Source organism: Streptomyces sp. 1331.2 (assembly GCF_900199205.1).
GTDB lineage: Bacteria > Actinomycetota > Actinomycetes > Streptomycetales > Streptomycetaceae > Kitasatospora.
The window spans coordinates 2,296,317-2,318,630 of record NZ_OBMJ01000001.1; the positions used below are offsets into that span (position 1 = coordinate 2,296,317).

Annotated in this window: 18 protein-coding genes; 2 read left to right on the plus strand and 16 right to left on the minus strand. The window is 72.3% G+C overall.

What is annotated here, in order from left to right:
* Window positions 1-4: 4 nt before the first annotated feature.
* The 3 genes from CRP52_RS09640 to CRP52_RS09650 all read right to left on the minus strand — a co-directional run bounded on the left by CRP52_RS09640 (window position 5) and on the right by CRP52_RS09650 (window position 2,126).
* Window positions 5-688, minus strand: coding sequence for a hypothetical protein (locus CRP52_RS09640; RefSeq protein WP_097236016.1), 684 nt, complete (start codon window positions 686-688; stop codon window positions 5-7).
* A gap of 100 nt (window positions 689-788) precedes the next feature.
* Complete coding sequence (locus CRP52_RS09645; RefSeq protein ID WP_097236017.1) at window positions 789-1,487, minus strand: ribonuclease HII; 699 nt, start codon at window positions 1,485-1,487, stop codon at window positions 789-791.
* Window positions 1,488-1,520: 33 nt separating this feature from the next.
* A complete protein-coding gene (locus CRP52_RS09650) occupies window positions 1,521-2,126 on the minus strand; it encodes a TetR/AcrR family transcriptional regulator (RefSeq protein WP_179852742.1) in 606 nt (201 codons plus the stop codon).
* A 404-nt stretch (window positions 2,127-2,530) separates the two neighbouring features.
* Between CRP52_RS09650 and CRP52_RS09655 the strand changes: the two genes are divergently transcribed.
* A complete protein-coding gene (locus tag CRP52_RS09655; RefSeq protein ID WP_373560473.1) occupies window positions 2,531-4,081 on the plus strand; it encodes an MFS transporter in 1,551 nt (516 codons plus the stop codon).
* A gap of 209 nt (window positions 4,082-4,290) precedes the next feature.
* On the opposite strand, the gene CRP52_RS09660 is transcribed toward CRP52_RS09655, so the two are convergent.
* From CRP52_RS09660 to nrdR, 13 genes are all read right to left on the minus strand, one after another.
* Entirely contained in the window at window positions 4,291-5,973 is a 1,683-nt protein-coding gene (locus CRP52_RS09660) for a DUF4153 domain-containing protein (RefSeq protein WP_257032389.1), read from the minus strand.
* Between the two features lie 159 nt (window positions 5,974-6,132).
* Window positions 6,133-7,164, minus strand: coding sequence for a carbohydrate ABC transporter permease (locus CRP52_RS09665; RefSeq protein WP_257032390.1), 1,032 nt, complete (start codon window positions 7,162-7,164; stop codon window positions 6,133-6,135).
* Window positions 7,161-8,198, minus strand: a complete 1,038-nt coding sequence (locus tag CRP52_RS09670) for a carbohydrate ABC transporter permease (protein WP_097236019.1) — start codon at window positions 8,196-8,198, stop codon at window positions 7,161-7,163. The genes CRP52_RS09665 and CRP52_RS09670 overlap by 4 nt, the downstream gene beginning before the upstream one ends.
* Window positions 8,199-8,446: 248 nt before the next feature.
* Entirely contained in the window at window positions 8,447-9,844 is a 1,398-nt protein-coding gene (locus CRP52_RS09680) for an ABC transporter substrate-binding protein (protein WP_097236020.1), read from the minus strand.
* Window positions 9,845-10,123: 279 nt separating this feature from the next.
* Window positions 10,124-11,338 (minus strand): cytochrome P450 family protein, encoded by a 1,215-nt coding sequence (locus CRP52_RS09685; RefSeq protein WP_097236021.1) that lies wholly within the window; start codon window positions 11,336-11,338, stop codon window positions 10,124-10,126.
* 91 nt (window positions 11,339-11,429) lie between these two features.
* On the minus strand, window positions 11,430-12,674 hold the full coding sequence (locus CRP52_RS09690) for a cytochrome P450 (RefSeq protein ID WP_097236022.1): 1,245 nt from the start codon (window positions 12,672-12,674) through the stop codon (window positions 11,430-11,432).
* Between the two features lie 34 nt (window positions 12,675-12,708).
* Window positions 12,709-13,434 carry a GTP-binding protein gene (locus CRP52_RS09695; RefSeq protein WP_097236023.1) on the minus strand — a complete coding sequence of 242 codons (726 nt, stop codon included), beginning with the start codon at window positions 13,432-13,434 and terminating at the stop codon, window positions 12,709-12,711.
* Entirely contained in the window at window positions 13,415-13,783 is a 369-nt protein-coding gene (locus CRP52_RS09700) for a DUF742 domain-containing protein (RefSeq protein WP_097236024.1), read from the minus strand. The genes CRP52_RS09695 and CRP52_RS09700 overlap by 20 nt, the downstream gene beginning before the upstream one ends.
* Entirely contained in the window at window positions 13,780-14,226 is a 447-nt protein-coding gene (locus CRP52_RS09705) for a roadblock/LC7 domain-containing protein (protein ID WP_097236025.1), read from the minus strand. The genes CRP52_RS09700 and CRP52_RS09705 overlap by 4 nt, the downstream gene beginning before the upstream one ends.
* The gene (locus CRP52_RS09710; protein ID WP_257032391.1) at window positions 14,223-16,046 is read right to left on the minus strand and encodes a sensor histidine kinase; all 1,824 of its coding nucleotides are present in this window, start codon (window positions 16,044-16,046) and stop codon (window positions 14,223-14,225) included. The genes CRP52_RS09705 and CRP52_RS09710 overlap by 4 nt, the downstream gene beginning before the upstream one ends.
* A 448-nt stretch (window positions 16,047-16,494) precedes the next feature.
* A complete protein-coding gene (locus CRP52_RS09715) occupies window positions 16,495-17,262 on the minus strand; it encodes an SDR family oxidoreductase (protein WP_097236026.1) in 768 nt (255 codons plus the stop codon).
* 160 nt (window positions 17,263-17,422) lie between these two features.
* On the minus strand, window positions 17,423-20,314 hold the full coding sequence (locus tag CRP52_RS09720) for a vitamin B12-dependent ribonucleotide reductase (protein WP_097236027.1): 2,892 nt from the start codon (window positions 20,312-20,314) through the stop codon (window positions 17,423-17,425).
* Between the two features lie 207 nt (window positions 20,315-20,521).
* Window positions 20,522-21,022 (minus strand): transcriptional regulator NrdR, encoded by a 501-nt coding sequence (nrdR, locus tag CRP52_RS09725; RefSeq protein WP_097236028.1) that lies wholly within the window; start codon window positions 21,020-21,022, stop codon window positions 20,522-20,524.
* Between the two features lie 527 nt (window positions 21,023-21,549).
* Between nrdR and lexA the strand changes: the two genes are divergently transcribed.
* Window positions 21,550-22,248: a transcriptional repressor LexA gene (gene lexA / locus CRP52_RS09730; RefSeq protein ID WP_257033036.1), complete on the plus strand. Its 699-nt coding sequence runs from the start codon at window positions 21,550-21,552 to the stop codon at window positions 22,246-22,248.
* The last annotated feature ends 66 nt before the right edge of the window (window positions 22,249-22,314 follow it).

Below are 22,314 nucleotides of genomic sequence, written 5' to 3' on the forward strand. Positions count from 1 at the left end.
CCGGTCAGGCCCTGACCGGGCGTCCGGGCGCGGCGCCGGCCGCCCCCGTGGCCGCCGGGCCTGCGTCACCGCAGACCACCAGCAGCGCGGTCGCGTGGCCGAGCGCCTTGGTGTAGGCCTCGGCGGCCCGGGCGGCCGGTCCGCCGTTGACCACCAGGACGACCACCTCGCGCCGGACCGGGCGGGTCAGCGCGGCGTCGGCGTAGAACACGTCCCCGCCCTCGGCGAGTTGCGCCCAGTAGCGCTCCTCACCGAAGGACAGCTCGTGCTGCTGCCAGGGGTGCGCCCCGCCGACCGTCAGCACCAGGATCTGGCCCGGGTCGCGGCCGGAGTCGAGCAGCAGGTCGACGGCGTCGTCGGCGCGCCCGACCGCCTGGGCCGGGGTGGCGGCGATCCGCTGGACCTCCACCTGCGGTGCGGCGGGGGCCGGGCGGCGAACCGCCGGGCCGGGCTTGGGGATCCGCGGCGGCGGACCGGGACGGGCGGCGTGCGGAGGGGCCGGGCTCGGGGGCGCCGGGCGGGGGCCGGGCACCGGAGCCGGGGCGGCGACGGTGGTGGTGGGTGCGCTGGCGGGTGCGCCGCCGGTGGCGGGCACGTGGAGGGCTTGTGCGTCCGACTCGCGGGGGAAGGGAACGCCGGGGCCCGGGAGGCTCTCGTGAATCTCCGGCTCCTCGGGGAAGACAGGCATACCCGGATATCTATCAAATGCCGGTCGGACGCGCACGGGCGCCCCACCCATTGAGCACCGGACACCTGCCGCCCCCGCCCCGGCAATTCCAGACGGACCGTCAGAAACCGAGCGTCAACTGTTCGTCGGCGGACTCCCGGCCCTCGCCCACGAGCTCCCGAACGCGCTTGAGGTGGCGCCACTTCGGCAGGGCGTCCATGTACGCCCAGGAGAGCCGGTGGTGTCCGGTCGGGCCGTGCTCCTCCAGCGCTGCGCGGTGCACCGGGGACGGATAGCCGGCGTTGTCGGCGAAGCCGTACTCCGGGCACCCCTCGCCCAGTTCGGCCATCAGGCCGTCGCGGTGGACCTTGGCGAGAACCGAGGCTGCGGAGACGCAGATGCAGGACTGGTCGCCCTTGATCACCGTGCGCACCCGCCAGGGGCCGCCGAGGTAGTCGTGCTTGCCGTCCAGGATCACCGCGTCGGGCTCGACCGGCAGCGCCTCCAGCGCGCGGCCAGCGGCCAGCCGCAGCGCCGCCGTCATGCCGAGTTCGTCGCACTCCTGCGGCGAGGCCTGTCCGATGGCGTACGCGGTGACCCAGTCGGCGAGGACCGGGGCGAGTGCGCGGCGGCGCAGTTCGGTCAGCAGCTTGGAGTCGGTCAGCCCCTCCGGCGCCTTGCGCAGACCGGTGACGGCCGCACCGACGGTGACCGGCCCGGCCCAGGCGCCGCGCCCGACCTCGTCCAGGCCGACGACGGTCCTGGCGCCGGCCCGGCGGAGCGAGCGTTCGACGGAGTGCGTCGGCGGGACGATGGGCATGGCGGATTCCGTTCAGCTGGGGCAGCCTCCAGCCTAAGCCCGGATCATCGGCCACAGGACCTCGCCCACCAGCCGGGTGGCGAAGTCCGGTCCCAGGTCCTGGAATCCGCGGATCTTGGCCTGGTAGAGCAGCATCGCCGGGATGACGTCGGCCACCAGCGGGGTGGCCGCGCCGGGCCGGACGTCGCCGCGTTCGGCTCCGTGGCGGAGGATCTCCAGGATGGTCGCCGTGGTCGGATCGATGACCCGGTCGTTGATGAAGCACTTGAAGACCTCGGCCCGCTCCTGGTCGATCTCGGCCATCAGCGCGTGGATCGCGGCGCCTGCCCGGGAGGCCAGTGCGGCCACGAACGCCTCGATGAGCTGCAGGAGTTCGTCGCGGGCGGACCCGAGGTCCGGGGTGTCGTAAGGGCGTGGAAGAGTGGCGTCCAGGGCGTCGATGACGAGTTCGTCCTTGGACGCCCAGCGCCGGTAGAGCGCGGCCTTCCCGGTCCGCGCCGCGCCGGCGACGCCTTCCATGGTCAGCCGCGCGTATCCGCCGGAGGTGAGCTGGTCGAGCGCGGCCTCGAAGATCGCGTTCTCCAGTTCCTTGCCACGGCGCCGTCCGGGTCGCGCCAGGGCCTGGTGGGCGGCCCGCACCGGGCAGAGGGCCGCCCCCGCGACCGATTCGACGCCCGTGGCATGCGAGGCGCCCGAAGGCCGCGGGGCACCCGGAATCCGCACGGCGTCCGAGGCCTGCAAGGTGTCCGGGGCCCGCAAGGTGTCCGGTGAACTCCCGGGCGGGGGCGTCGCGTCCGCCGCCGGTCCGGCCGTCCGCCCGGACGACCGACCGGTCCGGTCCGCCACCAGGCGCCGTACCAACCGCTCCATCACCACCACCCTTAAGGAACGCTTGCGTTCACAATCACGACCAGGATATCGTCCCGATTAGTGAACGATCCCGTTCCTTCCCGGCCTGCGCAAGGCCGCGCAGCGCCACATCCGGACACCGGCGGTCCGCCGGGTCCACAGCACCGAGCACATGGCCAGCAGGGGGCACATTCGTGGCTATCTCCGACACGCTCAGCAAGAACGCACCACCGCAGGCCGGAAAGGGTCGGGGCAAGGGCATCACCCTGGCCGTCATCGCGGCCACCCAGCTCATGGTGGTCCTCGACGCGACGATCGTGAACATCGCGTTACCGCACATCAAGGACGCCCTGAACTTCTCGACCACCGACCTGTCGTGGGTCATCAACGCCTACACGCTGACCTTCGGCGGGCTCCTGCTGCTCGGCGGCCGCGCGGGCGACATCCTCGGCCGCCGCCGGGTGTTCATCTTCGGCACCCTGCTGTTCGGCCTGGCCTCGCTGCTCGGCGGCTTCGCGCAGGACAGCAGCCTGCTCCTGGCCGCCCGCGCGCTCCAGGGCATCGGTGGCGCGATCTGCTCCCCGACGGCCTTCGCCCTGATCGCCACCAACTTCGAGGAGGGGCCGGAACGCAACAAGGCGTTCGGCGTCTTCTCGGCGGTGGCCGGATCGGGTGCCGCGATCGGCCTGCTGGCCGGCGGTCTGCTCACCGAGTACCTGGACTGGCGCTGGGTGTTCTTCGTCAACGTGCCGATCGCGATCCTGATCGCCGTCGCCGCGCCGCGTTACATCGCGGAGTCCGAGCGCCACCCGGGCCGCTTCGACCTGCCCGGCGCACTCGCCTCGACCCTCGGCCTGGTCGGCCTGGTCTACGGGTTCATCCGGGCCGCCTCGGACGGCTGGTCGGACAGCATCACGCTCGGCTCCTTCGCGGCCGGCGCGATCCTGCTCGCCGCGTTCTTCGTGATCGAGAACCGCACCGACCAGCCGATCACCCCGCTGCACCTGTTCGCCAACCGCAACCGCACCGGTGGCCTGGTGATGATGCTCTGCCTGGCCGCGGCCATGTTCGGCATCTTCTTCTACGTGGTGCTGTTCGTGCAGGGCCCGCTCGGCTACAGCCCGCTGAAGGCCGGCGTGTCGTTCCTGCCGATCAGCGTCTCGATCATCATCGCCGCGCAGATCGCCTCCAACCTCCAGGCCAAGTACGGCCCGAAGCCGTTCATGGCGGGCGGCGCGCTGCTGGTCACCGCGGGCCTCACCTGGCTGACCCAGATGAGCGGGGACAGCGGCTACCTGGACGGGGTGCTCGGCCCCACGGTGGTGTTCGGCTTCGGCATGGGCCTGATCTTCGTCCCGGTGATGCTGCTCGCCGTCGCCGGCGTCCCGGGCGAGGAGACCGGCGCCGCCTCGGGCCTGCTCAACTCGATGCAGCAGATCGGCGGTTCGCTCGGCCTCTCGATCCTGACCACGGTCTTCGCGCACTACGCCACGGCCGAGGCCACCGCGCAGCTGCCCGGGTTCATGAAGAGCGCGACCCCGGACCAGCTGGCCTACCTCCAGCAGCACCACGAGTTCCCGCCGGGGACGGACGCCGCCAACTCCGTCCTCACCCAGGGCATTTCGCACGGCTTCATCGTGGGCGCCGCGCTCGCGGCGGTCGCCCTGCTGATCGCGGTCTTCGTGATCAAGGCCAAGGCCAGCGACCTGCCGAGCGGCGACTCCTCCGCCGTCGCGATGCACTGACACCGGAACGTCCGGGCGCCGGAACGACCCGACACCGGAACGGCCGAGGCCTGTCCAACGCCACAACGCCCAGGGCCGGCCGGGAGCAGCACGCTCCCGGCCGGCCCTTTCGCCTTCCAGCCCTGCCACCTTCCGGCACGCCCGCCTTCCAGCCCTGCCGCCTTCCAGCCCTGCCGCCTTCCAGCCCTGCCGCCTTCCGGCACGCCCGGCTACCAGCCCTCGTACCCCAGCCCCGCCCGGTCGCAGGGCCGGCGGCCGAACACCGGCGAGTCGACCGGCGGCCGCTCCGCCAGGATCCTCCGGGCCCGGGCGACCGAGGCGCCCGTCGCGTACCAGGGGTTCGCCTCCGCGCCCAGGTCCTGGTCGATCAGCTCCAGGGCGCAGCTGCGCTGCGGTTCGGGCAGCCGGTCCAGGGCGGGCACCGCGTCCGCCGAGAGGTCGCGGACGTTGCGCAGGTCGATCGCCGCGCCGTGCGGGTCGGTCCGCAGGGCCTGCTCGTACCGGCTGACGTTCTGCTCGGCGACGATCGTGTCCGGCCCCATCAGTCCGTACACCGCTACGGTGAGCATCCCGCTGAGGACGACGACGCGCGGCAGCCAGCCGGTGCGGCGGGTCAGCCCGGCGGTGATCAGCAGCAGGAAGACGACGCCGAGCCACACCTCGACCACGAGCACCCACAGCCGCAGCCGGGTGAGCCCGGAGGCGTCCACGTAGAACCACATCCGGCCGAGTGCCGAGGCGACCACGGCCAGCGCGAGCACGCAGAGCAGTCCGAGCAGGATCCGCGCCACCCGGTGGTCGGCGGCGGTGGTGCGCGGCGCCCAGCGCTTGGCGACCGCCACCACGACCAGGGTGAGCACGGTGATCACGCTCAACTGCCAGAAGCCTTGCCGGGCGTAGGCGGAGCGGCTCATCCCGGTGTTGCTCAGCACGGCGTCCGCGCCGCCGAGCACGACGACGGCCTGGAGCGCCACGAAGACGCCGAACATCAGGTTGAGCGCGACCAGCGGCAACGCCCACTCCAGCCGCCGGCGCTCCCGGCCCGGCCGGATCACCGTCCGGTCCCAGCGGCGCGGGCCGGCCGCGATCCGTGCGAAGCCCAGCGCGGTGAGCGTCCCCAGCACGAACAGCAGCCCGCGCGTCGGGAGCTGGTCGAGGTCGAGGTCCGGGCTGAGCCCGCCCAGCAGGTCCGCCATGGCGGCGTCGGCGCTGGCGAACAGCAGGCCGAAGACGGTCAGCAGGGCGACGGCGACCGCGAGCGCCTTGAGCACCGGGACGATCCGGCCGCGGCCGGGCAGCGAGCGCCCTGCCATGCCGGTCCAGGCCCACCGCACGGCCGGCAGCAGCTGCTCGGGCAGACCGGGCAGCGCGAGCAGGACGCCGGGCCAGCGGCGGCCGCCGTGCAGGGCCAGTGAGGCCAGCCCGAGCGCCCCCAGGACGGCGAGCAGGGTGGGCCAGCCAGCTTCCCACCGGACCGGGACGGCGAGCAGGACGAGGGCGAGCACGCTCCAGACGACCGTCCAGGGCCGGATCCTCCGGCCCGCCGCCCGGGCGGCGCAGCCGGCCCCGACGGCGGTGGCGGTGCCGCAGATCAGCAGGTTGGCGCCGAGTCCGTCGTACAGCAGCCAGGCCGTCAGCAGGCCGGTGAGCAGGGCGAGCAGGACGACCCGGGGAGTGGCACCGCCCCGGCGGTCGGGGGCGCTGAGGCGCAGCCAGGCGGTGACGGGGTTCGGGGGGACGGGCCCGCCGGGCGCCCGGTAGGGGGCGTACGGCCCGTACGGCCCGGAGGACCCGTACGGCCCGTACGGCCCGTACGGTCCGGGCGGTCCGTACGACGGGCGCTCCGGCGCGGGGGGCGGATCGGCCGAGGCGGGCGTGGACAGGCCGGACATGAGTCCCCCTCAGTGGTCGGCGGGTATGCGGGGACCGCCCTCACGGCGGTCCGCCGACGGGCGCGCTCGGCGCCGCCGCAGCCGACTGTAGACCATTCTGAACAGGTTCAAAAGTTGGTTCTGAACGCGTTCAGAATGGAATCCGGACACCCCGGCCCGCTACCCCTTCACCGACCCGGCCAGCAGCCCCCGCACGAAGTACCGCTGCAGGCTGAAGAAGACGATCAGCGGCACGACGATCGACAGGAACGCCCCGGCCGTCAGCAGCTCCCAGCGCCCCCCGAGCGAGCCGGACAGCTGCGCCAGCCGTACCGTCATCGGCGCCACCTCCGGTGTGCCGCCGGCGAAGGTCAGCGCCACCAGCAGGTCGTTCCAGACCCACAGGAACTGGAAGATCGCGAACGAGGCCAGCGCCGGGGCGCTCAACGGCAGCACGATCGAGCGGAAGATCTTGAAGTGCGAGGCGCCGTCCACCACCGCCGCCTCCATCAGGTCCCGCGGCAGCTGGGCGATGAAGTTGTGCAGCAGGAACACCGCCAGCGGCATCGCGAACATGGTGTGCGCCAGCCAGACCGGCGCGTAGCTGCCCTTCAGGTCCACCGCCGGGACCAGCGTCAGCGAGCCCAGGTGCGCGCCGGAGGCGAACAGCCGCAGCAGCGGGATCAGCGCCATCTGCAGCGGGACCACCTGCAGCGCGAACACGGTGAAGAACACCGCGTCGCTCCCCCGGAACCGCACCCAGGCCAGCGCGTAGGCCGCCATCGCGGCGAGCACCAGCGGGAAGACGGTCGCCGGGATGCTGATCGCCAGCGAGTTGACCAGGAACGGCATCAGTCCGGTGGAGACGCCGGCGCCTCCCTCGAACAGCACCGAGTGGTAGTTGCCGAGGCCGAAGTCCGGGTGGAGGAAGGCGTTCCACCAGCCGCTGGCCGTCACGTCCTGCTTGGGCCGCAGCGAGGTCACCAGCAGGCCCAGCGTCGGGATCGTCCAGAGCACCGTCATCGCGATCACGAACACCGAGGCCAGCGGGCTGCCGAAGGCCCTGCGGACCGGACCGGGGGCCCCGGCCACCCCGACGGACGCCTCCGGGACACGGGCCTTCGGGACGGACGCCTTCGGACCGGCCCCCTTCCGGACACGGGCCTTCGGGACACGGGCCTTCGGGTCGCGCTCCTTGCGCAGCGAGGTCACCGCACCTCACGCTCCTTCCGCAGCTGGACGATGTTGTAGGCCACCAGCGGCAGCACCGCGAGGAAGAGGATCACCGCGAGGGCGCTGCCCCGCCCGGCGTTGAACTGCACGAAGGACTGCGAGTACATCTCGTTGGCCAGCACCTGGGTGCCGAAGTTGCCGCCGGTCATGGTGCGGACGATGTCGAAGGCCTTGAGCGTGATGATCATGACGGTGGTCAGCACCACCATCACCGTGGTGCGGATCATCGGCACGGTGACGTACCAGAACAGCCGCACCCCGCTCGCGCCGTCCAGCCGGGCCGCCTCCACGACCTCGTTCGGGATCGCCTTGATCGCCGCCGACAGCACCACCATCGCGAAGCCGGTCTGCACCCAGACCAGCACCGCCATCAGCAGGAAGGTGTTCAGCGGCTGCGAGAGCATCCAGTTCGGCGGGTCGTCCCAGCCCACCGCGACGGCGAGCTGGCTGAGCAGGCCGATCTGCGGCTGCCCCGGCCCGCGCGACTCGTAGACGAACTTGAAGATGATCGAGGCGCCGACCAGCGAGATCGCCATCGGCATGAAGATCAGCGACTTGTAGACCGCCTGCCCGCGCATCCGGTCCACCAGCAGCGCGAGCACCAGGCCCAGCCCGGTCGCCACCAGCGGCGCGACCACCAGCCACAGCAGGGTGTTCAGCAGCACCTTCTGCACCGAGTCGGTGGTGAGCGCCCAGCCGAAGTTCTCGCCGCCGACGAACCGGCTGCCGTCGTCGTTCTGCAGGCTCAGGTAGACCGTGCGGACCAGCGGCACCACCAGGCCGACGGCCAGCAGCAGCACCGCCGGGCCGAGGAACACCGCGACCGCCAGCGGGCGGGCCAGCCGGCCCCGCGCCCGGCCGGCGACCAGGAAGACCACCAGCAGGATGCCGAGGAAACCGGCGACGGCGCCGAAGGTGTTGCCGAACTTGACGGCGGCATCACCCCAGGTGCCGGCCGCCAGTCTCGCGGTGGCCAGGACGGCGGAGGAGGACGGGGATCCGGGTACGGACATGGCTGTACGTCCCTTCGGGTGCGGTGGGAAGGGGGCGGGCGGTGCGGGTGGGTGGCCCCGCACCGCCCTCGACAGGTGGTCCCGGTGACTCGCCGGCCCGGCGGACGGCGACCGGCGGACGGCGACCGGCGGCCGGCGACCGACGACCAGCAGCCAGCGGCAACAGACGACCAGCAGTCGGCGACCGGCGACCGGCAGCCGGCACCCAGCGGCCGGCGTCAGAAGCTACGACCGCCGACCGCCGACGCCTACTGCGGCCAGGCGGCGTCGATGTCGGCGGCGGTCTTCTGGATCGACTGCCCTTCGGCGAACCAGGCGGTCAGCGACTTCCACTCCTGCCCGGCGCCGATCGCGGCCGGCATCAGGTCGGAGCCGTCGAAGCGGAAGGTGGCCGCCGGGTCGGTCAGCGCCTCGGCCGACAGCTTGTCGATCGGGTCGGTGTACAGGCTCTTGTCCACGCCCTGGTTGGCCGAGACCCAGCCGCTCGCGGTCTTCACCCGGCTGCTCGCCCAGTCCGAGCTGGACAGGTAGTTCTGCACCGCCTGCACCTCGGGCCGGTCGGAGAAGGCGGCCAGGAACTCGCCGCCGCCCTCGACCGGGTTGGCGACCGACGGGTTCACCGCCGGCAGGTGGAAGGCGAACACGTCCCCGTCCGGACCGACCTTGGTGCCCTTGGGCCACTGCGCCTCGTAGAAGGAGGCCTGCTGCAGCATCAGGCACTTGCCGCCCAGGATCGGCGTGCCCGCGTCCTGGAAGGTGGTGGTGGCGATCGACTTCACGTCGCCGAAGCCCGCGTTCGTCCAGGCCGGGTTCTGCATCCAGTCGGCGACGGTCTTCATCGCCGTGGTGATCTTGGGGTCGGAGAACTTCACCTGGTGGCCGACCCACTGGTCGTACACCTCACCGCCGTACGAGCCCAGCACGACCTCCTCCAGCCAGTCGGTGGCCGGCCAGCCGGTGGCCGTACCGGAGGCGATGCCGCCGCACCACGGCTTGGGGCCGCCCGCCTTGGCGATCCGGTCGCTGAGCGCCATCAGGTCCGCCCAGGTCTTCGGCACCTCGTAGCCGGCCGCCTTGAAGGCCTTCGGCGAGTACCAGACCAGCGACTTCATGTTGGCGCTCATCGGCGCCGCGTAGAAGGTTCCGTTGACCGAGCCGTAGGTCTTCCAGACCGGGCTCCACTTGTCCTGGTTGGCGACGGTCTGGGCGGGCGGCTTCGCCACCTTGCCGCTCTTCACCATCTGCGCCAGCAGGCCCGGCTGCGGGATGATCGCGAAGTCCGGCGCGTTGCCGCCGGTCACCCGGACCGGCAGCTGGGACTCGAAGTCGTTCGAACCCTCGTAACTGATCTTGATCCCGGTGCACTTGGCGAACTCGGCCCAGGACTTCTCCAGGTTGTCAGACTCCGGGCTCAGGATGGACGCGAACATCGTCACCGTCGTGCCCGAATGCCCGGCGTACGGCTGGTACTTGGCGCAGTCGCCGGACAGCGACTGAGCCGCGCCGCCTCCGCCGCCCCCCGAACCGCCGGAGCTGTTGGAGCAGGCCGCGGTCAGCGCCAGCGCCGCCAGCAGGGCGGGCACGGCGACCGCACGACGGCGGAAGGTACGGGAAGTCGATTGCGGCGCGGTCGGATTGGGGGTCAATGCGGTTCTCCTCGCCAGGGCGTGGCTGCCGACGGTGGCTGAACGACATTGCGCTGTACCGGAGATGGGCCCACAGGGGCACGGACGGAGGACGGCCGGACTGATCCAAGACGTTAACGCAGCAGCCCTCCTCCGCCAAGGTCCGCGTTCGACTTTCACCGGTCGGTGTCCCGACCGTGACCCACCACCAGGCGATTCCCGGATCGCCGCCACCACAAGTCGAAGGCCCCGCCCGGAATATCCGAACAGGGCCTCCCCCTGGCACCGGGTCGGTAACCGTCAGAACAGCCGGATCGGCAGCTCCAGCAGACTGTTCACCACCAGCGACCCGCTCGACCGCAGCTCGGCGTCCGGCACCGCGAGCGACAGCTCCGGGAACCGCGCGAACAACGCCGGCAGCGCGACCCCCGCCTCCAGCCGGGCCAGCGGCGAACCCGGGCAGACGTGCGGGCCGTGCCCGAAGGACAGGTGGCGGCTCGGATCCCGGGTGACGTCGAACAGCTCCGCCGTCACCCCGTGCTGCAGCGGATCCCGGCCGATCGCGTTGTACGAGACCAGCACCGGCTCACCCGCCGGGATCACCACGTCGCCGACCGGGATCGGCTCGGCCGTGAAGCGGAACAGGAAGTTGCTGGTCGGCGGCGTCCAGCGGAGCGACTCCTCAACCACCGCCTCCCAGGACACCTTCCCCGAACGCACCAGCTCCAGCTGGTCCGGGTGCGCCAGCAGCGCCCGCACCGCGTTGCCGATCAGGTTCACCGTGGTCTCGTGACCCGCCGCGATGATCACCCGCAGGGTGGCCGCGGCCTCCGCGTCGGTCAGCGCCCCGCCCTCGGTGTCGGCCGCCAGCAGCGCGCTCGCCAGGTCCTCACCGGGGGCCGAACGGCGCTGCGCCACCAGCTCGTTGACGAAGGCGTTCAGCCCGGCGATGGTCGCCTGGATGCCCGCCGGGTCCGGCTTGACGCCGAAGAACCGCTCGTACAGGTCGCGCAGAACGGCGTGGTCCGACTCCGGAACGCCCAGCAGCGAGCAGATCACCGTCATCGGCAGCGGGAAGGCGAAGGCCGTCTTCAGGTCGACCACCGGCTCCCCCGCCGCCAGGGCGTCCAGCAGCGCGTGGGTGATCTCCTCGACCCGCGGACGCATCAGCTCCACCCGGCGCGGGGTGAAGGCCTGCGCGACCAGCGCCCGCAGCCGACGGTGCTCGGCACCGTCCGTGGTCACCATGCTCGGTCCCGGCACCGCCAGGCCGATCAGCGGCCAGGTCTTCGGCACCTCACCGCGCTGGTACGCCCCCCAGTGCGCGGCGTCCTTCACCAGCCGGGCGTCCGTCAGCAGCTCGCGCGCGGCCCCGTGCCGGGTCACCGCCCAGGCGGCCACACCACCGGGCAGCTCGATCGGCACCACCGGGCCGGCGGCCCGCAGCAGGGCACCCTCGGCCGCGTTGTCGCGGGCCAGCGGGTCGAGGACGATCGGGGCCGGGGCAGCGGTCATCGACAACTCTCTTTCGGACGACGGATATCGACGCGGATCTGTAGCGCGACGCGGATCTGTAGCGCGACGCGGGTCGGAGGACGGCGACGGATCAGACCGGGTGGCCCGGGGTGAACGAGACCGGCAGCGCCACCAGCCCCCGCACCCAGGCCGACGGCCGCCACACCAGCGCGTGCTCGGCCACCGCCAGCCGCAGGTCCGGCAGCCGGTCCAGCAGCACCTCGATCGCCGTGGTGGCGATCACCTCGGCCGCCTCCTGGGCCGGGAACGGGCAGCCGTGCTCGCCGTACGAGTAGCTCATGTGCGCCCGGTTGCCCTCGGCCGGACGGCCGTCGGGCTGGCGCACCGACGGGTCCGCGTTGGCCCCGGCGAAGCCCAGCAGCACCATGTCGCCCGCACCGATCCGCTGACCGCCCAGCTGGGTGTCCCGGACCGCCCAGCGCCCGGCGAAGATCTGCGTCGGGGTGTCCTCCCAGAGCGCCTCGTTCAGCGCCTGGCTGATGCTGCGCCGACCGCCCGCCAGCGAGGCGGCGAACCGCTCGTCGGTGAGCATCAGCCGCAGCGCGTTGGAGATCCAGTACGAGGACGGCTGGTGGCCGGCGATCAGCAGCACCCGCAGGTCGCGCATCACCTCGTCGTGGGTCAGCCCGGCCTCGTGCGCCAGCATCCGCGAGGCCACGTCGGCCCCCGGGTACTCGGCCTTCTCCTCCACCAGCGCGAGCATCAGCTCCAGCAGCCGCTGGGCGCCGGCCGGCGCGTCCGGGCCGCCGTCCAGCATGGCCAGCAGCGCCGTGATCAGCTGCGGCGCCTGCTCCTCGTCCAGGCCGAGCACCCGGCACAGCACCAGCAGCGGCATCCGGTGCGCGTACTCGGCGACCAGGTCGGCCTCGCCGCGCCCGGCGAACTCGTCGATCAGCCCGTCGGCGATCTCCTCCGCGTGCTTGCGCAGCTCGTACGGGTCGATCCCGGCCAGCGCGTCGGTGACCGCGCGGGAGCGCCGGACGTGCTCCTCGCCCTCGGCGTAGAGGATCGAGGGGACGGGCGCCATCATCGGCTTCAGCGGCCAGTCGGCGGGCAGCGTCTCCCAGGCGTGCCAGCGGCTGGAATCGCGGCCGAACAGCTGCGGCTGACCGGTCACCTGCTGCAGTTCGCGGTAGCCGATGACCAGCCAGGCGGGCACGCCGCCGGCCAGCTCGACCGGGGCGACCGGTCCGTGCGCGGCCCGCAGCTCGCGGTAGAGCTGGGCCGGGTCGGTCTGGAAGCGCGGCCCGTACAGCGGCGTGGCGCCGGCATGCGCCGGGCAGCCCGGGGGCGGGGTGGCGGCGGGCTCGGTCACGGGGTGCTCTCCTCGTACGCGGACTCGGACTCGGTCACGGCGTGCTCTCCTCGTACATGGACGGTGCGGCGGCGGCCGTCTCCGTGGACGGTGCCGCGGCGACCGGTTCCATCGCCGGTGCGGGGGCGGCCGGTTCCATCGCCGATTCGGCGGCGGCCAGTTCGGCCTCGGCGAGCTCGGTCAGGTGGTGGACCAGGTCGATCAGCACCCGCTTGCCGGACTCGCGGTCGCGCGCGTCGCAGTCCACCAGCGGCACCGAGTCCGGCAGGTCCAGCGCCTCGCGTACCTGCTCCAGGGTGTGCGTCGGCTCGCCGAAGTTGTTGCGGGCCACGATGAACGGGGTGCCGTGGTGCTCCAGCCGGTCGATCGCGTACCAGGACTCCTCCAGCCGCCGGGTGTCCACCAGGACGACCGCGCCCAGGGCGCCGCTGAACAGGCGGTCCCAGAGGAACCAGAAACGTTCCTGCCCGGGCGCACCGAACAGGTACAGCACCTGGCGCTCGGAGAGGGTGATCCGGCCGAAGTCGAAGGCGACCGTGGTGGAGCGCTTGCCCCAGGTGCCGGCCGGGTCGATGCCCTCCCCCGCCCGGGTCATCACCTCCTCGGTGTTCAGCGGGCGGATCTCGCTGACCGAGCCGACCAGGGTGGTCTTGCCCACGCCGAAGCCGCCGACCACGACGATCTTCAGCGCGTTGTCGGCGGTCGCCCGTAGCGGGGTGCGCTCGGCGGCGGGCCGGACGTCAGAGCCGTTGGAGGCCATGCAGCACCTGCTTCAGCGTGTCGAGGTCGGGCAGCCGGGCCTTGTTCGGCGCGAACCGGGGGTGGCGGGCGGTGACCGCCCCGGACTCCAGCAGGTCACCGAGCAGGATCTTCACCACCGAGACGGGCAGCGCCAGCTCCGCCGCCACCTCCACCACCGCGGTCGGGGCCTCGCACAGCCGCAGGATCCGGACGTGCTCCGACTGCATCCCGGGTGCCGGCTGCCGTTCGGCGACGATCAGGGTGACCAGGTCGAAGGCGTTCTCCGGGGACCGGCTGCGGCCCTTGGTGATGGTGTAGAGGCGGTCCGGGTCGTCGTCGCGGCCCGGCAGCACCGGCCCCGCGGTCATATCCCGGCGCTCTCTCGTGTGGCGGCCCCCTCGGCTTCGCCCTCCCCGCCCCGGGCCGGCGCGCTGAGGTGGACGCCGATCTGCTCGATCAGGCCGTGCATGTTGTGGCCGACCACGCCCACGTCCGCGTCGTCGTCCGTGACCACCGCCAGGTGGGCACCCTCGCCGGCCGCCACGATGCACAGGATGCCGCCGTGGAACTCGGTCATCGACTGGCGGACGCCGCCGCTGCCGTCGCCGAACTCGATCGAGGCGCCGTGGGCCAGGCTCTGCAGACCGGAGGCGATCGCGGCCAGCTGGTCGGCCTGGTCGGTGCCCAGCCCGGCGGTGTGGCAGAGCTTGAGGCCGTCGGCAGAGAGAACCAGGGCGTGCCGGGTGCCGGGGGTTGCCGCCAGCAGGTTTTCCAACAGCCAGTCGAGGTCGCGGTCGGTGGCGCTGCTCATGGGGAGTCCTTCTCGGTGACGGGGGAAGCGTCGGGCGTGGTGTCGGTGTCCGTGGTCGGCGCCCCGGCGGCGTGCTGCTCGGCCTCCGGGGGGCGGGCGGCGGCCCGGCGGAACGCGCCGAACCGGGCGGCCGCGCTCACCGCGTCGCTGCGTACGGGCTTCGCTGCCGGGGCCGCCGCCGGGGCGGTGACGGCCAGCGTCTGCCCGCGACGGCGCTGCGGCAGGCCGCTGTCGGTCATCCGGGCGGGCGCGGGCGGCAGCTGGGCGGGTGCGGGCGGCAGCTGGGCTGGGACGGCAGGTGCCGCCGTGACGGCGGGCGCAGCGGGTGCCCCGGTAACGGCCGGCACGGCGGGTGCCTGGGGCGCCGGCGGCAGGGGAGCGCGCGCCGAACGTGCGGGCGCCGGGCGTGCGGAGCTCAGCGCGGGTGCCAAGGCGGAAGTCAGCGCGGGGCGCGCGGACTCCGCGGCCGGCGCCTGGGTCGAGACGGGCGCCGGAGCGGTCTCCGGAGCCGGGTGCGAGACCAGCTGCTGCGGGATCAGCATCACCACCCCCGTACCGCCGCGCGCCGACGGCCGGAAGGAGATCTGCAGCCCGTGCTTGCGGGCCAGCACGCCGACCACCGCGAGGCCCAGCCGGGTGCCGGCGGAGAGCGTGGTGAGGTCCAGCGGCTCGGCGGAGACGGCCCGTTCGGCCCGGCGCAGCCAGCTCTCGCCCAGGCCCAGGCCGCTGTCCTCGACGGTGACCGCCAGCCCGGCCGGCACCTCCTCGACGTAGACGTGCACCTCGGCCGGTGGGGCGGAGAAGTTGGTGGCGTTGTCCAGCAGCTCGGCCAGTGCGTGCATGATGCCCTCGGCCGCGAACCCGGCCACCGCGGCCGTGCTGGCGTTGTGCAGCCGCACCCGCTGGTAGGCGCCGATCCGGCCGAGCGCGCCGCGCAGCACCGACTCCACCGCGATCGGCTTGGCCCAGCGGCGGCCCGAACGGGCGCCGGTGAGCACCGCGATGCTGTCGGCCATCCGGCCCGCCTGGGCGGTCGAGTGGTCCAGGCGCAGCAGGTCGCCCAGGACCTCCTCGTCATGCCGGTGCTGCATCTCGCGCAGCTCGGCGTGCATGCTCGTGGCCAGCGCCTGCACGCGCCCGGCGGCGGTCGCGCAGACGGCGAGCGCGGCGGCCCGCAGCCGCTCGCCCCGGCCGATCTCCTCGCCGACGGCGCGCAGCAGCGCGTACTGGGGGTGCTTGCGGTAGGCGGCCAGCGCACTGTCCACGGCCGCGCCGCCCCGCAGCTTCTTCACCACCTCGGGCAGGACGCCCTCGGCGATCCCGTCCAGCTCGGCCCGCTCGGCCTCGGCCTGCGCCCGGCCCGCCTCCGCCTCGGCCCGCTCGGCGTCCCACTGGGCCCGCAGCCGGGCCAGCTCGGTGTGCATGGCCGCGACCTCCGCCTCCGTGCGGGCCCGCTCCGCACGGGCGGCGTCCCGCTCGGTCTGCGCGGCGCCGACCAGCTCCCTGGCCGCCGCCTCGGCCTGCCGGGCGGAGCCGACGGCAACCAGCGCGGTCATCGTCTCCTGGTGCTGCGCGGCCAGGTCCTCGGCCAGTGCGCGGGAGCGCTCGGCGCCGAGCGCCGCCAGGCCGACGGCGATCAGCCATAGCACCGTCACGGCGCCCACCGCGAGGGCAGTCAGCGGCTGGTGCGCGCCCAGGGCCCGGCTGACGCCGACGGGTGCGGCGGCCAGCGCCAGCAGGACGGCGGCCGCCGTCAGGGCGACGGTGCGCGGCTCGGGCCGTCGGCGCGGCCGGCCGTCGGGGCTGGGGGCTTCTCTCATCGGTGCGGTCCTCGGCAACGTCGGCGGGCGGCGGCACGGGCGGCGGGTCGACGACGGTCGCGACCGCCGACAGCTGGTCGGGCGCAGATACGAGACCGCCCGGTGACGTTGCGAAAACGTCTCCGGGCGGCTGATCGGTTCACGCTTATGCGCCGATCATATCGATTCAGACATTGGCCTCAAGTGGCCAGTTGACGGGCAGTCTCCTTCATCCACGTCCCGTACGCCGATTCCTCCGCGTCCCGTGCACCGATTCATGCACGTCCCGTCCACCGATCGGTGACGCAACCGCCGCACGACCGAGTGGCCCGGTTCACAGTCGGGCTCAGCCCAGCTTCCGCTCGACCGCCGCCCGGACGGCCTTCGGGTCCAGCCCGTGATCGGCGACCACCCGCACCCCCTGGTTGACACTCGCGCGGGTGTCAACCCCGGTTGACAATCTCGGGGGTCAGCGGCCGCCGAACCGCCGTTCCAGCGCCTCCTCGAAGGTCCCCCGCCCCACCGCCCGCTCCGGCGTCAGGTTCCCGCCGGCGCGCAGCCCCCGCCCCACGGCCCCCGGCACCCGCACCGGCAGCAGCACCCGCCGCCTGCCCGCCGCCCGCAGGTACGCCTCGGCCAGCTCCCGGTACGACCGCACCTGCGGCCCGCCCACCTCGGGCGCGAACCCGGTGGGCTCCTCCCCCGCCAGATCCGCCACCGCCACTGCCACCTCCCGGACGTCCACCGGCTGGAACCGCGCCCCGCCGACCACCGGGAACACCGGCAGCTTCACCGAGGCGTCGAAGAACCTCAGCAGCAGGTCGTGGAACTGCGTGGCCCGCAGCACCGTCCACCCCAGCCCCGACTCCCGCACCACCCGCTCACAGGCCAGCTTCGTCCGGTAGTACGCGAGCGGCACCCGGTCGATCCCCACGATCGACACGTACACCAGGTGCCGCACGCCCGCCCCGCGAGCCCGCGCCACCAGCGTCCGGACCGCCGCCACGTCCGCCTTCCGCTGCGTGGTCGCGCAGTCCACCACCACCTCGACCCCGGCCATCGCCTCCGCGATCCCGGCCCCGCTCACCAGGTCCCCGACCACCCACTCGACCCCGTCGCCCCCGCCCCGCGCCCGCCGGCTCAGGGCCCGCACCGCCACCCCGCGCGCCACCAGCAGCCGCACCACCTCCCGTCCCAAGGTCCCCGTCGCCCCGGTCACCAGCACCGTCCCGTCCACCACACCACTCCTCTCGTCGACTGCCTTGTCCTCCCTACGGACCGACCACCGCCCCGATCCGTGACATCGGCAGCCCCCGGGAACGCCGAAAGCGGGGCGAGGACCGTGAAGTCCTCGCCCCGCTTCAGGAGTTCACCTCAGGGGGTGAACACCGGGCTGGTCAGCTGCAGCCGCTGGTGGAGCCGCAGCCCTCGCAGAGGTAGCAGCTGCCGGCGCGGCGCATCTTGGTGCCGCAGGAGAAGCAGAGCGGCGCGTCGGCGTTGAGGCCGAGCTGGATCTCCATCAGCTCCGTGGAGTTGTGGGCCTGCTTCGGGGCCGCCTTGGGCGCCTCGACGGCCGGGGCCGGGGTGGCGGCGACCACCGGGGTCACCGGCGCCACCGGGGCGGACTGGGCGAGCGACTCGGTGTCGAGCTCGTCGGCGTCCAGCGGCTCGTAGGAGCCGGTCTCCAGGTGGCGCTGGCGCTCCTCGACGGAGTGGATGCCGAGCGCCGAGCGGGTCTCGAAGGGCAGGAAGTCCAGCGCCAGGCGGCGGAAGATGTAGTCGACGATCGACTGGGCCATCCGCACGTCCGGGTCGTCGGTCAGGCCGGCCGGCTCGAAGCGCATGTTGGTGAACTTCGAGACGTACGTCTCCAGCGGGACGCCGTACTGCAGGCCGACCGAGACGGCGATGGAGAAGGCGTCCATCATGCCCGCGAGGGTCGAGCCCTGCTTGGACATCTTGAGGAAGACCTCGCCGAGGCCGTCGTCCGGGTAGGAGTTGGCGGTCATGTAGCCCTCGGCGCCACCGACCGTGAAGGAGGTGGTGATGCCCGGGCGGCCCTTGGGGAGGCGATTGCGGACGGGGCGGTACTCGACCACCTTCTCGACCGCGGCAGGAGCCTGCGCCGTCTCGGCCTTGTCCTCGGAGTCCTTCTTCTTCGCCGAGAGCGGCTGGCCGACCTTGCAGTTGTCGCGGTAGATCGCGAGCGCCTTGACGCCCATCTTCCACGCCTCGAAGTAGATCTCCTCGATCTCCTCGACCGTGGCACTCTCGGGCATGTTCACCGTCTTGGAGATGGCGCCGGAGATCCACGGCTGGATCGCGGCCATCATCCGCACGTGGCCCATGGCCGAAATGACGCGCTCGCCCATCGCGCAGTCGAACACCTCGTAGTGCTCGGCCTTCAGGCCCGGCGCGTCGACGACGTTGCCGTGCTCGGCGATGTGGGCGACGATCGCCTCGATCTGCTCGTCCTGGTAGCCGAGGCGCTTGAGCGCCCGCGGGACGGTGCCGTTGACGATCTGCATCGAGCCGCCGCCGACGAGCTTCTTGAACTTGACCAGGGCCAGGTCGGGCTCGACGCCGGTGGTGTCGCAGTCCATCATCAGGCCGATGGTGCCGGTCGGGGCGAGCACCGAGGCCTGGGCGTTGCGGAAGCCGTTCTGCGCACCGAGGCGCACCACGTCCTGCCAGGTCCGGTTGGCGGCCAGCCAGACCGGGGCGTCCAGTTCGTCCACCGAGACGGCGTCGAGCGAGGCGTCCGCGTGCTGCTTCATGACCTGCTGGTGGGCGGTCGCGTTGCGGGCGTAGCCGTCGTACGGGCCGACGACACCGGCGAGTTCGGCGCCGCGGCGGTAGGCGGTGCCGGTCATCAGCGAGGTGATGGCGCCGGCCAGGGCGCGGCCGCCCTCGCTGTCGTAGGCGTGGCCGGTGGCCATCAGCAGGGCGCCGAGGTTGGCGTAGCCGATGCCGAGCTGGCGGTAGGCGCGGGTGGTCTCGCCGATCTTCTCGGTCGGGAAGTCGGCGAAGCAGATGGAGATGTCCATCGCGGTGATGACCAGCTCGACGACCTTGGCGAAGCGCTCGGCGTCGAAGCTGTCGTCGTCGCGCAGGAACTTCATCAGGTTGAGCGAGGCGAGGTTGCAGCTGGAGTTGTCCAGGTGCATGTACTCGGAGCAGGGGTTGGACGCGTTGATGCGGCCGGACTCCGGGCAGGTGTGCCAGTGGTTGATGGTGGAGTCGTACTGGATTCCGGGGTCGGCGCAGGCCCAGGCGGCCTCGGCCATCTTGCGGAACAGCTTCTTGGCGTCGACGGTCTCGATGACCTCGCCGGTCATCCGGGCGCGCAGGCCGAATTCGGTGCCGTTCTCGACGGCGGTCATGAATTCGTCGGAGACGCGGACCGAGTTGTTGGCGTTCTGGTACTGGACGGAGGTGATGTCGTCCCCGCCGAGGTCCATGTCGAAGCCGGCGTCGCGCAGGGCGCGGATCTTCTCCTCCTCCTTCACCTTGGTCTCGATGAAGGCCTCGACGTCCGGGTGGTCGACGTCGAGCACGACCATCTTGGCCGCGCGGCGGGTGGCGCCACCGGACTTGATGGTGCCGGCCGAGGCGTCGGCGCCGCGCATGAAGGAGACCGGGCCGGAGGCGTTGCCGCCGGAGGAGAGCAGTTCCTTGGAGGAGCGGATGCGGGAGAGGTTGAGGCCGGCGCCGGAGCCGCCCTTGAAGATCATGCCCTCTTCCTTGTACCAGTCGAGGATCGACTCCATGGAGTCGTCGACGGACAGGATGAAGCAGGCGCTGACCTGCTGGGGCTGCTTGGTGCCGACGTTGAACCAGACCGGCGAGTTGAAGCTGAACACCTGGTGGAGGAGGGCGTGGGTCAGCTCGTGCTCGAAGATCTCGGCGTCGTCCTTGGAGGCGAAGTAGCCGTGCTTCTCGCCGGCGGCGCGGTAGGTGAGCACCACGCGGTCGATGATCTGCTTGAGGCTCCACTCGCGCTGCGGGCTGCCGACCGCGCCGCGGAAGTACTTGGACGTGACGATGTTGACGGCGTTGACCGACCAGAAGTCCGGGAACTCGACGCCGCGCTGCTCGAAGTTGATCGAGCCGTCGCGCCAGTTGGTCATGACGACGTCGCGCCGCTCCCAGCGGACCGCGTCGTACGGGTGCACGCCAGGAGTGGTGTGGATGCGCTCCATCCGGAGACCGCCCTTGGGGGCCTTGGCGCCCTTGGCCGCCTTCTCGGACTTCGACCCGCGTGCGGAACCGCTCGTGGTGTCTGTCACTTCTCGCTCCTCCTCCTGGGCAAACGCCCGGAGTGCCCTGAAAAGTCCGGGCACTGCTGGTTCGTTCTTCCGGTGTGCGGGCAGGCGGAGACCCTGCCTGTTCTCGCACGGTTTGTAGTGTTCTGCGCCCCGTTTCCGGGCGCGCGGGGGCCCCGCGGGGCCGTCGTGGTGCGGCTGGGCCCGCCTGGGGCCTGGTGCCGGCGCCTCCTAGGGCGCGGCGGCGGCGACGGAGACGCAGGCGTCGTCCGTCTCCGGGGTGAGAGGCTGCTCGGCGCGCAGTTGCGCGATGGCGGCCTCGAAGTCTTCCAGTCCGTCGTAGGCCTGGTACACGCTGGCGAAGCGCAGGTAGGCGACCACGTCGAGTTCCTTGAGCGGGCCGAGTATGGCCAGCCCGACGTCGTGGGTGGTCAGCTCGGCGTTGCCGCTGGCGCGCACGCACTCCTCGACCCGCTGGCCGAGCTGGGCCAGCGCGTCCTCGGTGACCGGGCGGCCCTGGCAGGCCTTGCGGACGCCGGTGATGACCTTCTGCCGGGAGAACGGCTCGGTGACGCCGCTGCGCTTGATGACCATCAGCGCCGCCGTCTCCACCGTGGTGAAGCGGCGACCGCAGTCCGGGCACTGCCGACGACGGCGGATGCAGCTGCCGTCCTCGGTGGTCCGGCTGTCGACAACGCGGCTGTCGGAGTGCCGGCAGAAGGGGCAGTGCACCTCGGGATCCCTCCCTGGCAGAACGTGCGGACCAGTCGAGTCTATGCGATGTGCCCCCGGCCTCGGCAAGCTGATCATGCGAGGCGACCACTAGTACTGGGCACGGAGAGGACTCTAGCCACTACATCTAGGTCTCTGGGGGAAGCGGCACCCTGGCGTGTCGGCGCCGATTAGACTGCCGGAGTCGCGTTCGAGTCGAACATTTACTCGATGTACAACAAAGCCTTGATCGAGTCAGCCAACTCCCGAATAATTCACTCGAACGTGTGTTTGGCGCAACCTTTCGATAGGAGGTGCGTTGGGCTGGAAAAGGGAGAGGACAGCCGTCGAGAGGGGCCGCCGTGAACACGATCGAAAGCAACACCATCCCGGTGCAGGAACACGCCCAGTTCAAGCTCGGGCAGCGCACCAACAATCAGCAGGGTGTGGACATCAGCATGGACCGCAGCGAAGACCACCGTCTCCCCGGTACGGCCCTTTCCGGCGCGAACCGGGTGCCCGACCAGCCGGTCGAACACTCCTCCGCCATGGTTGATGACGCCCATGCCTCCCCCGCCCGGGCCATGCCCGGGCGCCCCCCCGGCATCCGCACCGACGAGGCCGGGCTCACCGAGCGCCAGCGCCGGGTGATCGAGGTCATCCGGGACTCCGTCCAGCGCCGGGGCTACCCGCCGTCCATGCGCGAGATCGGCCAGGCCGTCGGCCTCTCCAGCACCTCCTCGGTCGCCCACCAGCTGATGGCCCTGGAGCGCAAGGGCTTCCTGCGCCGCGACCCGCACCGGCCGCGCGCCTACGAGGTCCGCGGCGTCGAGGTGGCCCGTCCGAACACCGCCGAGACGGCCGGCCGCCCCTCCACCTCCTACGTGCCGCTGGTGGGCCGGATCGCCGCCGGCGGGCCGATCCTGGCCGAGCAGACGGTCGAGGACGTCTTCCCGCTGCCCCGCCAACTGGTCGGCGAGGGCGAGCTGTTCGCGCTCACCGTGCGCGGCGACTCGATGATCGAGGCCGCCATCTGCGACGGCGACTGGGTCACCGTCCGCCGCCAGCCGGTCGCCGAGAACGGCGACATCGTGGCCGCCATGATCGACGGCGAGGCCACCGTCAAGCGGCTCAAGCGCGAGGACGGCCGGATCTGGCTGATGCCGCACAACCCGGCGTACGAGCCGATCAACGGCGACAACGCGACCATCCTGGGCAAGGTCGTCGCGGTCCTGCGCCGCCTCTGAGCGGGCTGCGCGTCCCCTCGGGCGCGCCCGCACCACCACCATCAGACACCGGGAAGGGGCTCCACC

Excerpts from the sequence above, each read along its gene's own strand:
- CRP52_RS09640 (WP_097236016.1), bottom strand. The coding sequence starts at position 688 with ATGCCTGTCTTCCCCGAGGAGCCGGAGATTCACGAGAGCCTCCCGGGC.
- CRP52_RS09645 (WP_097236017.1), bottom strand. The coding sequence starts at position 1,487 with ATGCCCATCGTCCCGCCGACGCACTCCGTCGAACGCTCGCTCCGCCGG.
- CRP52_RS09660 (WP_257032389.1), bottom strand. The coding sequence starts at position 5,973 with ATGTCCGGCCTGTCCACGCCCGCCTCGGCCGATCCGCCCCCCGCGCCG.
- CRP52_RS09670 (WP_097236019.1), bottom strand. The coding sequence starts at position 8,198 with ATGTCCGTACCCGGATCCCCGTCCTCCTCCGCCGTCCTGGCCACCGCG.
- CRP52_RS09685 (WP_097236021.1), bottom strand. The coding sequence starts at position 11,338 with ATGACCGCTGCCCCGGCCCCGATCGTCCTCGACCCGCTGGCCCGCGAC.
- CRP52_RS09695 (WP_097236023.1), bottom strand. The coding sequence starts at position 13,434 with ATGGCCTCCAACGGCTCTGACGTCCGGCCCGCCGCCGAGCGCACCCCG.
- CRP52_RS09700 (WP_097236024.1), bottom strand. The coding sequence starts at position 13,783 with ATGACCGCGGGGCCGGTGCTGCCGGGCCGCGACGACGACCCGGACCGC.
- CRP52_RS09705 (WP_097236025.1), bottom strand. The coding sequence starts at position 14,226 with ATGAGCAGCGCCACCGACCGCGACCTCGACTGGCTGTTGGAAAACCTG.
- CRP52_RS09710 (WP_257032391.1), bottom strand. The coding sequence starts at position 16,046 with ATGAGAGAAGCCCCCAGCCCCGACGGCCGGCCGCGCCGACGGCCCGAG.
- lexA (WP_257033036.1), top strand. The coding sequence starts at position 21,550 with ATGGTTGATGACGCCCATGCCTCCCCCGCCCGGGCCATGCCCGGGCGC.